Source organism: Tenacibaculum sp. Bg11-29 (assembly GCF_002836595.1).
Lineage (GTDB): Bacteria > Bacteroidota > Bacteroidia > Flavobacteriales > Flavobacteriaceae > Polaribacter.
In genome coordinates this window covers 3,262,878-3,275,228 of sequence record NZ_PJBB01000003.1, presented here as the reverse complement: position 1 = coordinate 3,275,228, position 12,351 = coordinate 3,262,878, and the positions used below count along the sequence as shown (strand labels likewise).

General features: G+C 29.4%; 15 protein-coding genes. 2 read left to right on the top strand and 13 right to left on the bottom strand.

The window, feature by feature from the left end:
• The first annotated feature begins 2 nt into the window (after positions 1-2).
• Positions 3-1,160, top strand: coding sequence for a hypothetical protein (locus CXF68_RS15010; protein ID WP_101045940.1), 1,158 nt, complete (start codon positions 3-5; stop codon positions 1,158-1,160).
• 217 nt (positions 1,161-1,377) lie between these two features.
• Positions 1,378-2,502, top strand: a complete 1,125-nt coding sequence (locus CXF68_RS15005; protein ID WP_101045939.1) for a metallophosphoesterase — start codon at positions 1,378-1,380, stop codon at positions 2,500-2,502.
• A 154-nt stretch (positions 2,503-2,656) separates the two neighbouring features.
• Here the strand turns inward: CXF68_RS15005 and CXF68_RS15000 are convergent, their stop codons facing one another.
• From CXF68_RS15000 to CXF68_RS14945, 13 genes are all read right to left on the bottom strand, one after another.
• Entirely contained in the window at positions 2,657-3,535 is an 879-nt protein-coding gene (locus CXF68_RS15000) for a hypothetical protein (RefSeq protein ID WP_101045938.1), read from the bottom strand.
• Positions 3,536-3,818: 283 nt separating this feature from the next.
• Positions 3,819-4,313: a hypothetical protein gene (locus tag CXF68_RS14995; RefSeq protein WP_101045937.1), complete on the bottom strand. Its 495-nt coding sequence runs from the start codon at positions 4,311-4,313 to the stop codon at positions 3,819-3,821.
• A gap of 7 nt (positions 4,314-4,320) precedes the next feature.
• Positions 4,321-4,833, bottom strand: a complete 513-nt coding sequence (locus CXF68_RS14990; RefSeq protein WP_101045936.1) for a YfbU family protein — start codon at positions 4,831-4,833, stop codon at positions 4,321-4,323.
• Positions 4,834-4,992: 159 nt separating this feature from the next.
• Complete coding sequence (locus CXF68_RS14985) at positions 4,993-5,562, bottom strand: hypothetical protein (protein WP_101045935.1); 570 nt, start codon at positions 5,560-5,562, stop codon at positions 4,993-4,995.
• A 47-nt stretch (positions 5,563-5,609) separates the two neighbouring features.
• Complete coding sequence (locus CXF68_RS14980; protein WP_101045934.1) at positions 5,610-6,047, bottom strand: hypothetical protein; 438 nt, start codon at positions 6,045-6,047, stop codon at positions 5,610-5,612.
• 12 nt (positions 6,048-6,059) lie between these two features.
• Positions 6,060-6,377 carry a hypothetical protein gene (locus CXF68_RS14975; protein ID WP_101045933.1) on the bottom strand — a complete coding sequence of 106 codons (318 nt, stop codon included), beginning with the start codon at positions 6,375-6,377 and terminating at the stop codon, positions 6,060-6,062.
• A gap of 431 nt (positions 6,378-6,808) precedes the next feature.
• Complete coding sequence (locus CXF68_RS14970; RefSeq protein WP_101045932.1) at positions 6,809-7,012, bottom strand: hypothetical protein; 204 nt, start codon at positions 7,010-7,012, stop codon at positions 6,809-6,811.
• A gap of 376 nt (positions 7,013-7,388) precedes the next feature.
• Complete coding sequence (locus CXF68_RS14965; RefSeq protein WP_101045931.1) at positions 7,389-7,784, bottom strand: MoaF C-terminal domain-containing protein; 396 nt, start codon at positions 7,782-7,784, stop codon at positions 7,389-7,391.
• Between the two features lie 465 nt (positions 7,785-8,249).
• The gene (locus CXF68_RS14960) at positions 8,250-8,456 is read right to left on the bottom strand and encodes a hypothetical protein (protein WP_101045930.1); all 207 of its coding nucleotides are present in this window, start codon (positions 8,454-8,456) and stop codon (positions 8,250-8,252) included.
• A 23-nt stretch (positions 8,457-8,479) separates the two neighbouring features.
• Positions 8,480-8,620: a hypothetical protein gene (locus CXF68_RS20645; RefSeq protein ID WP_157821951.1), complete on the bottom strand. Its 141-nt coding sequence runs from the start codon at positions 8,618-8,620 to the stop codon at positions 8,480-8,482.
• A 208-nt stretch (positions 8,621-8,828) separates the two neighbouring features.
• Positions 8,829-9,449 (bottom strand): hypothetical protein, encoded by a 621-nt coding sequence (locus CXF68_RS14955; protein WP_101045929.1) that lies wholly within the window; start codon positions 9,447-9,449, stop codon positions 8,829-8,831.
• A gap of 157 nt (positions 9,450-9,606) precedes the next feature.
• Positions 9,607-10,713: a hypothetical protein gene (locus CXF68_RS14950; protein ID WP_101045928.1), complete on the bottom strand. Its 1,107-nt coding sequence runs from the start codon at positions 10,711-10,713 to the stop codon at positions 9,607-9,609.
• Between the two features lie 727 nt (positions 10,714-11,440).
• Positions 11,441-12,046 carry a hypothetical protein gene (locus CXF68_RS14945; RefSeq protein ID WP_101045927.1) on the bottom strand — a complete coding sequence of 202 codons (606 nt, stop codon included), beginning with the start codon at positions 12,044-12,046 and terminating at the stop codon, positions 11,441-11,443.
• Positions 12,047-12,351 lie beyond the last annotated feature (305 nt).

Here is a 12,351-nt window from a genome sequence, read left to right as displayed (position 1 = left end):
TTATGATAAACGAAAAACTTACTTCACATTTTGCTATTGTAAAAAAATCTGAGTTGTTTAAAGAGCATTATAAAAACGTAAATGAAATATCAGAAATTGTTCCTTTAGAAAAAAATGAATTACGAGAGGTCTTAAAAAAATATTTTAACCTTCAAAGAGAAACCAAAGGAGTTTATTTAGTGCGTTCTGGCGGTTCCTCTACAAAACCACTTATTTTTCCTGTAGACATACAAGAAAACTTATATCAGCGTAAATTATTAGCCATCGAATTAGTAAAATACGGTATGTTTTCTTCAAAAACGATCGCTATCAATTTATTTAGTTATAAAGGTATGTATCGTACAGCCGCTATTGTAGATGATATTTTAGAAAAATGTGATGCGACAACGATATCTTTAGGAGCAGCTTCTTCATTTGAATTGGTGTTTAATTCAGCCACACAATTTAAAGCAAATATGCTTATGGGAACGCCTTCTAAACTTACGTTGCTTGCTAAGTATATAATTGATAATAAACTGAATTTAGTAATAGAAAATATAATGTATGCTGGGGAGTTTTTATTAGCATCACAAGCTAAATTATTAAAAAAGGCTTTTAAAAATAAAAAGATTTATTCTTTATATGGATCTGCTGAAACGGGTATTTGGGGATGGTCAACTTATTCTGAAAAAGAAACCTCTTTTGAGGTATTAGATGCTGTTATTATAGAAATTGATAAAAAAAATGAACAAAGTAGTGGAGCAGTAGTTGTAACCAATTTACTAAGAAAGCGTTTTCCTGTTTTTAGATATTTAATGGGCGATGTTGGGCAATTAAACTATGTAAATGATAAGCGTACTTTACTATTAAAAGCTAGAGTAGCTACTTCTTTTTCGGTAGATGCTGAAGCTTATTTTTTAGATGATTTTAATTGGCTTCTTGAGTTTGTAGATCGTTATCAAATTCAAATAGCTGTAAAATCAATAGTAAAAACGGAGATTACTTTTTTATTGATAGCTGAAAACCAGTTATTAAAAACTGAAATAAGAAATAAATTAAATCAGATTTTTGATGTAAACGCCGAGATTATTACTCTTTCTTTAAATTTTGTAGAAGAATCTGACTTATATATAAACAACACCACCTCAAAAACACCAACATTTGTTGATTTTAGAAATTAAAAACTTTAGTATTAAAGATAAGAAAAAGGTGTCAGTTCGAGTGAAATTCTGGAATAATTTAGTATCGATAACAACATTTTTCGTTTATAAATTATATTTCTCGATACAATTTTCTATCTAAAATCACTCGAAATAACAATTTAAAAGTCAAAATTTTTATATAAAAATCACGTTAAAGTAAGTATCTTTAAATAGTAACCAAACCAACTAACATTTTATGAAACTAAAAGAAATATTAATGCTGTTATTAGTTATAACGCTAGTTAATTGTAACGGTAAGAAAAAAACAAAAGTTGCTACTAAAAAAAGTAAAGTAGCATTACAACAACAAGATTCGGTAGTTTTTAGCTTTACTTTTTTAGGCTGTAACAGGGTAGATAGAAAACAAGAAGGTGATAGTACTGCAACCAATGCTTCTACAGCGAATTTAACTGCAATGAAACGAATTTGGACAGAAATTGCTGCTTTAAAACGCAAACCAGATTTATTTTTCTTTTTAGGAGATATGGTTTTGGCAGAATCGACCACCACTAAATTAGAAAACCAGTTAATAGCATGGAAAAAATTATATTACAATACCGATTTTAGTCCTATTAGTACTTCAAATATAGAAATGGTTGCCATACCTGGAAACCATGAAATGTTGTATTGGCATGATTATAATGTACCAAATCATGATGAATGGCCTTTAAAAGGAGCTACTGAAATTTGGATGGAGCACATGGCTGAATATATGCCTAAAGATAGAGCGATTGTAAAAGGAAAAGATAGTATTAATAACCAAATGACTTTTGCTTTTACTCGTAAAAATATAGGGTTTGTATTAATGAATACTGATACTTATAATGCGCCGACCAAAGATAATCCTTATGGCTTAGAAGGACAGATTCCTACAGATTGGATTGTTAAAAAAGTGGAGGAATATAAGAGTAATCCTAAAATTGACCATGTTTTTGTATTAGGGCATAAACCATATTATGTAAGTGGTAAACCCGAAACTGGGCACGCTGGTTTTCCTGAAGGGCCTGTTTTATGGCCAAAATTGGTTGAAAATAGGGTAGTAGCAATGTTATCGGCACATTTACACGATTATCAACGAATGCAACCAGGTAATGAAGGCACGTATCAGGTAATTGCAGGAAATAGTGGAAGTCCTGGTTCTGCTACGTTTTTCGGCTATTCTAAAATTGATATTATGAGTAATGGCGAAATTAAGTTAAGCTCTATTGGTTATGATAAAGGGGATCCTTATTATAAAAGGATGCCAGAGAGTCCATCTACAATTAGAGATCAAACAGTATTAACTTGGAAACAAAATGCAAATCCGTATAAAAATAATTAAGGGCTGATCATAAAGTTTTATTTATCTATTTATAAAAAAAATATAAGCTCAAAAAATATTGAATGATATTCTTTGAGCTTAGTTTTTATTGTGTGGAATTAATGAAGAATTTGTTTGTTTTTATCTTAGTTCTTTGTTATGTGTAGTTTTTTATTTAATCCCTGAATATTTCTGGCATATATTTTAGAATTAGACCAAGGTGCACATTTATACGTGTACTTACAAGATGACCTAATTTATCATTATTATCTTTATAATGTTCTATAATAATTGCAGATAAAAGTTGTTTTTTTTCTTTTCTAATTTTATCTCTATAAAATGGATGTGTTGATGTTCCTTGAGCTTTTATTATTGCACCTCCGCTCATACCTCTTGGTATTGGACTTGTTTTCCATTTTTTATCCATTAAAATTTGATTTTCATGACTAATGACTAATTGAGTTTCAGCTTTGTATCCATATTGAATATAATCAGGTATTTCGACTGATGGGTAAGTACTAATTCTTGCTGTTAATTCATTTTTAGATAAGTTAGAATCTTTATTCCTGAATCCAGTGGCTATAAAAATAGGTCTTATATTGATGTCTTCTACTATACTTTTATCCATATCATTGAACGTAATTGCTATTTTTTTTAAACCTTGACTAATGTTATTTTTAATATGAAATACAGTTGCATCATGCATATCAATTTGTTCTTCTTTATTTCCAGTAGTAAATCTTTCTCCAGTTAAAGGTTCTATAAAATTATTTTCAGGTGAACCAGTATAGATAGTTTCAGATTCAAATCCATTAAATACATGTGTTGCACTAAAAATAAAAAAATGTTTTTTAATTTTAACAAGAACACCAGAACCAACTTGTTCTGGTTTTCTTTTTTTTATTTGATGAGCTTTTGTTTTAGGTATAAAAGCAATTGGAATTACTGCTTTTTGAATATTTTTTTCAATATTTAATGCTAATTCCGTTTCATCTTCATGAATTTTAATAGCAATTTTAAATATAGGGTCGTTTAAATCAAATTTTGTTTTCATTTTTAATTATACCTAACGGTTGGTATAAAAAACGTAGGGCAGATTATAAGCACATTCGTTTCGGTTTATTACTTAGCTAAATATAAATATTTTGCTTTTATTTTTTCTCTTAAATACCAAATTTTATATTTAGCGAACTTTATAAATATGCACAGAACTTTTGGTTTAGCACTTATTAGCCATGTTTTATACACTTCTTAAGTTAGCAATTTAATAAAAAGGTTAAATTTAATGAGGAATTTGTTTGGTTTTTACCTCAGTTCTTTGTTGCCAAATGTTATTTTTATTCTTCATTTCGGTTATCAATGCTCTTTTTCATTTTAAAAATTATATCATCTATTAATATTCTAGTTTTTTTTCCGAAATCTTTTTTGTCACTTGTTCCTTTTGCGTCACTAAAGTCAGAAAGTAATTGATTTAGAATATCGTATGTTGCTGTTGTTTCTAAATCAGTTGTTTGTTCAATCATTTCTCTGTTTTCATTAAAATGAAAAATAAAGTTTTGTAAGCTTTCCGAGTCTTTACCAAATTGAACTCCTACTAAACTTTTATTTGATTGAGCAATTGAATACTTTCCAAAAATTTGTTGTGTTTTTTTTGCCTCAAACAAAATTCCAGTTAATGAAGTTGTTTTTTGTTTTTTCAAAACTTCATTTTTTGCAGATTCAGCAAGTTTGGCAGAAGAAACAGCTTCGTTTTTTGCCTTTATTGCAAAATATGCTCCAAATATTGAAGCAAATGAGCCTAGAACACCAATTATTATTACGATAATGTCCATAATGTGATTAATAGGCTTTAATTGCTAAAAGCTCTTTTACATTTTCCTCTGTTAATTTATATGTGTAGTCAATTTTAAATTCCTTCCATTTTTCTACCATTTTTCTATATTTTGGAATTAATCTCATATGACTATTATAATATCCATTTGTTGATTCTTGTATTTCTCCAAATCTGTCTAAATCTTCTATGAAGTATTTTGTATATGACATATACATTGTTTCATTGTTTCCGTCAAAACCAGGGAATGTAACAGATTCAATAGTGAGGTCGGAGTCTTTAAATTCACGGACAGAAAAATGAAGAGCGGCATACATATCTAAAACTTCGAGGACAAATGAACATTCTTCTGTAGTCAAGCCTTCTGAAAGATGCTCGGTTATCCAGTCGTAATGTAATTGATAACCATGTTCGATAGCTTTTCGATGATTAGCATAATATTCCTGTTCATCGGGATATAGTTTTTCTAAAATGCTTAATTGAAATGATAGTTGTAATCTTTCTTTTATGTTTAGTTCCATTCGGTTTTGTTTTAATAGTTGGCAGCGTTGTTGTATATGGTTTGTTGCGTGGTTTAAGCAATTAATTTAGTAAATAATTACTGACCAAGAAAGTCCGCGAGGACTTTCGTTAGTAGGCAAGAAGCCAGCAATAAATTATATACGGTGTTGTGCATAATTTTATTCTACTATAAATCTAAAATATCCAATCGGAACCTTTCTTACATAACCATTTTCATCTTCAATTATAGCAACAGTTCTACTAAACCATCCACCTGTTCCTCCTGTCAAAAAAGGGGAATCAGCAAAAGTATGAAAGTGGCCATCGAAAGATTGAACTTCATTTGAATCAAAGTCTTTATGAGCTGAAACTCTTACTTTTCGTAAATTGTTTTTGATATCCATTTTATAATTCTTTATCTGTAAGTTTTCAATTATTTGGTTACTTGGAAAATCCCAGTCATTGAATTTATTTTTTAAAGCGTGATATACTTTATTTGGGATGTGTGTTCCAGAATATCCATCGTGTCCACTTCCATCTTTATTAATAGATAATATTTCATTTTCCTTTTTGTAAACGTGCAAGTGATATTGACCTGTAGGATTATGAGGTTGATGTTTTTTGTATGAATAATTACCGATTAAACTTGTTCCTTTTACTTTAGCCTCTAAAATTAAATTCTCGTTTTCCGTCTCAACTGAATGAACAAAAACAAGATATTCGTCTACTTCAATTAATTCTGTTTTCATTGTGTTAAATATGTTTTTTATAACTCATATATGTTTAGAGTACTATTTTATATGTTAATATTTTCAATGTCTTCAGAAAACCATTTTTTTATTAATTCAATACTTTCCATTACAGAGCTTCTTGTGAGATATAAAGAAATTACTAATTCATTAATTATTATCTCATTTTTATCGTAAGTGTCAATTAAAAGAGTTTTAGAGTTCCACGCTTGTAAAAGTTTTATGTCAGAGTAGTTTTCAAGTTCCTTTGGGTTTTCTTGTACAATTCTTAATCCTTTACGTTTATTAATATTTACATAGCTATAAATAGGATTACCATCATAATAACTTTTTCCTTTGTCGTTTTTATTTGTAACATAGTTACTTTCAATTAAAAATTTTTCGTCCAATGCTTTTTGAAGCTTTTTTTTCCAGTAGCCAACATTAAGATTATAATTTCTTTTGTCTTCTAAAAATTTTTGATATAATATTTTTTCTTCTGCCATAACTGAATAATATTAATTGTCAATAAAAGCAATACCTGCTCGAATTTCAACATCAACTCTAATAGACCTATTTTGTGGGCTATTAGGAAATGTTTTTATTATCAAACTTTGACCTATTACACTATGTCCATTTGAAGGTGATTGGTGCACAAAATTCTCTGCTTTTACAAATGCGTTAACCCTTTCGTTTAATTCACGATTCGATAATTGATTTCTTAAATCAGTAATTAAATTTTGGCCATCTTGTTTATTAACATCAAGGTTAGTATTCCAAGGTTCAGACCTCTCTAATCCATTTCCTTGAGCTTGAAATCTTCCTCTATTATCCATTTTTCTTAAATTATGCACAACAACAACAATATAGTTACCTTAGTAACTATATATCTCATATAAGACGGGTATAGTTACCATGGTGATCATATATCGCTTATATAATTGTAGTTTTTTAATGTATTATATGCGTGATATTATTCTTTTATTAGTTTTTTTAGACGAAATAAAAGAAACTTTTACATTTTTATTTTTCTTTGCCAAAAGTAACTTATGAAAAACAAAAAAGTGACTAAAAAACCGTAATATAAGTATGGTTTTACCTTAAATTATATTACAAATTTGGTGTAAAAATAAAGAGCTAGGAGAGAAAAAGCATTAGCGTTTGTTATTTTGATATAAGTAAAGGATATATAAGTATAAGTGTTGTTTTTTATTAGGTAAGAGCTAGAAGGTTTCAGTTTCAATATATTCTAATCGTCTCATATTTACTACCTACATTTTTTGTGTTTTCCTTTTATTTCTATAACTCCATTTAAGCCTAAGATTCCATAACGTTTTATTGCTTTTTCACCTTTGCGTATTTTTAGTTTCTTAACCTTGAATTTTTTCTTATCTAAAATATTCTTTAACGTTATGGCGTCTTTTTCAGATTTTAAAATTTCGTCATTTATAGCCGTCGCTAGTGCGAGCATCTTGCTCGTGACGGCATGACTAAGTAAAAAGTGCTAGGATATTAGAGATCAAACAGTATTAACATGGAAACAAAATGCAAATTCGTATAAAAATAATTAAGGACTGATTATAAAGTTTTATTTATCTATTTATAAAAAATATAAGCTCAAAAAATATTGAATGATATTCTTTGAGCTTAGTTTGTATTGTGTGGAATTAATGAATAATTTGTTTTTTTTACCTCAATTCTTTGTTGTAGTTAGTGTTTTGTTTTAATTTTTCTCTCTTAAGACCAAATCAAAAGATTTGGCGACTATTATAAAATAGACACAACCCTTTGGGTTAAACACTAATTTGCTCTATAGTATTACCTGCTGCTTTTTATTTAGTCGGTTTCTACAACTCACGAATTGTTCCAGAAAGAGGTATTATTTCTTTATCTATTTTTAAAAAGGAGTTTATAGTATTTTCTTTTAAATTAATTACTTGGCTAACACCTAATCCACCTTGTTCAATCCAAGAAACGAAGAGAGTATAGTTATTCAGTCGTTGTGTAGAATAGGTTTCATCTGCTTCTTCTCCTTTTTCATCTCCTTTTACACATTTCCAATGTAGTTTGTTTTCCGATTTAAAATTTAATTCATAAACAGAATTGCCATAATTATATTCAAGTGTTTTTCCAGATAAGGATATGATTTTTTCTGAAATACTTTTTTCCTCTTGAGTTATTTCAGCATTTTCACAAGATATGTTTATTATTAAAATCATAATTGCGAAGATTGCGTTTTTCATAATTTGTTTTTTTAAATGTTAGTTATTCGTTTTTTTAGCTTGCAAGTAACAACAATATATAGTTACCATGGTGATCATATATCGTTTATATAGTTGTAGTTTTCTAAGGTATTATAATTTGTTATATGCGTGATATTATTCTTTTTACTAGGTGTTTTTAGACGGAATAAAAGGAACTTTTACATTTTTATTTTTCTTTGCCAAAAATAACTTACGAAAAATAAAAAAATGAAGAAAAAACCGTAATATAAGTATGGTTTTACCATAGATTATATTATAAATTTGATGTGAAAATAAAAGCTTATCAGGAAAAAGAGTATGAATGTCTATAATTTTGATATAAGTAAAGGATAGATAGGTAAAAGTGTTGTTTTTTTATTGAGTAAGAGTTAGAAAGTTTCAGTTTCACTATATTCTAATGGTCTTATATTTATTACCTACATTTCTTGTATTTTCCTTTTATTTCTATAATTCCATATTACTCCAAGCTACATTACTTCGTTCATAGCTGTTAGGTACTATTTTTTTAACATTCACTTTCCAATGTTCCGTATGTAAAACCCATTCTATATCAAAATTAACATTCCAACGAGTTTTAACATGTTTTTTTGCAAAACCAGCACCACCTTTTACTTTAAGAAAAAAATATTGCCCCCAATTATTCCAAATCAAGTTATCAACTTTTTATGATAATCTTACTTTTCTGAATAAGTCCACGAAGAAGTTTCCATTGAGTTTAACCAAAAGTATCTCCATTTTTGTTTAATCATAATAGTTCCTCGGCTTTCTTCTATATGAATATCCATTCTATCTGTACTTTTTTTGTAATACGCCATAATCTTGGTTTTGTATTATTTGTAACAGCAAGCACTATATCCTGTGCGGATCTTCACCGTGGTTATTTACCCGAAGATAAGAATAGATTTGCTAATCCAAAAATGTTCCATTCGAAGTAAGAAAACCGTATTGGATATAGTGTGTGTTATATGCATTAATAATTTTTTCACGCCAATCACAATCATTTGAAACCAGCAAATGATTGTTTTATGTCACATTGGTAATAAACAAATAACTTTCAGTTTGTAATCTCCATGGTGTCTTAATACGAAATATCCGTCTGCGACGTTCCCTCTTACTACTTTTTTTATAGTCGCCGGAGTTTATATATACCGACCTGACGGAAATGTTTAAAAATCCATTGATATATTCTACAATAAAAGTGATAAAACCAATTTTGAATTCTTCATCATTGTTAGCTTCAATCATGCGTATTGCCTCCTTGCTTAAGCCTGTGAGAATGGAAGATATTTTACGAGATTCCTTCTTTCTTAAGTTAATATTGAATAACTGAGAGTAGAGTCTTTTGTTGAGATCACGCAGAAATCTATGCGCCCTGATAGTCGTGATATCTTCTGATACTTTTACAAATTTATTTGAGCCCAAAAGAATGGATTCGGTTACATGATAATTATAAATGGAGTAAGGTTGTCCTGTTCTAGGGTTATTAATTGCCGAAATAGCACGTAACATTGCTGCGTAAAACACTGTACAACGAGCAAATTCTTTTTGAATAGATTCGGGTAAGGGCTGGTTATGGGGTAAATTCGTCCGAATCAGGATGCTACCTGTTTCATCGAGTTGTTTATATATTGGTGATTTAATCATCAAATACAGGGATGCAGAACCCGCTAAAATTATTTCAGTGAGTATGAGAAAAAATAGCGACCTATTATGATAACAAGCCGCTACAAATTAGATTAATTATCTGAAGCAATCATACACCTTCCTTGACTTTTATCAATAGGTCTAATCAATTTCATTCTTACGTAGTTACCGAAATATCAAATGTTCCAGCACTGATTTGCGTTACTCCATCATCGAGCGTAATCATGATTGGCGCAGATATCGGGTCGGTACCAGTATACGTCATCTGGAAATCTATTCCGCTAGAATTCCAAATACTTGTAGCGAATGTAAGCGCAGGATTTGGTGGATTAATATTTATTGCTGATTTGCCAGTAACTAGTGTACCTAAGTACTGTCCAAAAATGGCATATTTCTTCGCCCCGCCTACAGTAAGCTTACCATCAGTAATTCGCGTTGGCTCATCAGGATTGGTAATATCAAAAACTCCGTCCACTTGTGGTTTGCGCTCAACAAGACCTTCAAGTTGCGTGATTAATTCCAAATAACTAGGGTCGTTCATACCTGAATTTAAATCACCGGCATATTGTTTAATAAATGCAGGAGGAACAAACATATATGTATCCTTGTGAACTGTCATTGTAGTTTTCTTAGACTGTTCTTTGAAGCAGGGACCTACAGATACAGTTTGAGAAACAACCTTCGAGTCTGCAGTTACAACAATGGCGCTCACTACAGGCATACCAAGTAGGTATTCGCAGACAAACATAACATTTGCTACCTTGCTAGTAAGACTGCTAGATTGCCCTGAGATACTTACTCCCTCTTTTCCCATAGAGCCTAACATTGCTGATGCGAATTTTAACTCCCCAGTTCCGGTGGCTAGACCAATAATAGCTTCAATAAGTTCTTTGCTGAAATCTGCTCCCCAACTTTTGGTTGTATAAGAAACATCTTCTTCATTTACGTGAACAAAAAATCCTGATCCGTCAATAACGGCCTCCAGGGCATCATAGTTGTAGAGGTTGTAAAAAGGGTAATTTCCTTTGTTGTCTTTTACCCCATAAGGATTTCTGGTTTGGGATATTGCCTTCGTCATTGCTGCAAAGAATACAGAAACTTCGGCAAAAACATCTCTAACAGATTGTTGAATGGTATCAGATTTCTCATCTGTTGATGCCATCATAATGTTCCCCGTTTCGTTAAAAACATATCGCTTGACGGCTTCAATGTTAAAAGGGTCTTGTTGTGGTAATTTTAGTTTTGTGACGTTGGTGTCTGACATAGTGATTTAGATTTGTGGTTAATGAATATTATTTACCCCTCGAACTTCCGAATGGATATTACTTTTTGGACTAAAAAATAAAATTGATAAAGAGATGGGTATCACGATTTTTATTTTCAAGCTTAGGTCTGTTGCATATAACGTTTCATGTATGGTGTCGTTTTAATGATTTTTACATAGTATTAGCATGATTTACTTGTTTTTTGAAGCTCTTTAATAAAGTCTTCTGCATATTCAATATGTTTGTACCCCTTTTCAAGTCGGAACTCAATTAAACTGATGGCGTCTACATATTTGCCTTGATCTTTCATTATGGCAACTCTCCAAAAATAAAGTTCTTTACTAACAGCTAAATTCGTATGTTCTTTTAATTTGAAACAGACATCCTACATTAATTTTTTAATGTACTACAACTTGTTATATGCGTGATATTATTCTTTTTTATCTGGTGTTTTTAGACGGAATAAAAGAAACTTTTATTCTTGTTAACAACAAATTAAAAGTAGTGTATCCATAATAAAAAGAACGCTAAAAAACCGTACAATAAGTAAGGTGAAACCTTATTTATTATACAAATTTGGTTTAAAAATAAAGGCTTATTAGAAAAAAGAGTATGAATGTTTATTATTTTGATATAAGTAAAGAATATATGAGTATAAGTGTTGTTTTTTATTAAGTAAGAGTTAGAAGGTTTCAGCTTCACTATATTCTAATGGTCTCATATTTCTTACCTACATTTCTTGTATTTTCCTTTTATTTCTATAATTCCATTTAAGCCTAAGATTCCATAACGTTTTATTGCTTTTTCACCTTTGCGTATTTTTAATTTTTTAACCTTGAACTTTTTCTTATCTAAAATATTCTTTAAGGATATCGCATCTTTTTCAGATTTTAAAATTTCGTCATTTACAGCGTATATAATTTGATTTCCTAAAATACTATCTACAGCAGTTTTATTAAAGTAAACTTTTTCCGTTTCTATTTGAATTATAGCGTTTTTTGATTTTCTGTAAAAACGAGTATTCGCAAATTTAGATACCAATTTATCATTGGCTAACTTAATTCCCTTTCCCTGTTTTATATCTTTTTTTTCTTCAAAAATATAAATTGTATCATTTTTTATTTCACTAATAAAGTTGATATTTTTTTCAGGAAATAAACCCTTTGAAGGTAGTTTTAATGACACTTTCTGGTGTTCAATAAATAAAGAATGTTTAGGAAGTGTTTCAGTTGAATACGTAATGTATGTATTATTAAGAAACCTTTTTTGAGCAAAAGACAAAAAAGAACCTAATAACAAACAAATAAATATTCCTTTTTTAATATTTAACATAGATAAAGGGATTATTTTCAATAAATACTTTTATAAAATCAATATATGGTTCATTCTTATCTCTTTTGTCAATAGTTAAGTAATGTTTTATTAGTTAAAAGTAAATTATAAAAAACAAAAAAACCACTATAAAACCGTAATATAAGTAAGGGAAAACCTTATTTATATTATAATTTTGATGTAGAAAGAAACATCTTTTAATAAAAAGCATAAATGTCTATTATTTGTATATAAGCAATGACCAATAAGTATCCGTTATTTCTTTCGTATGGAAAAACAATAAGATTAAAGAATAGGGGAGAGTG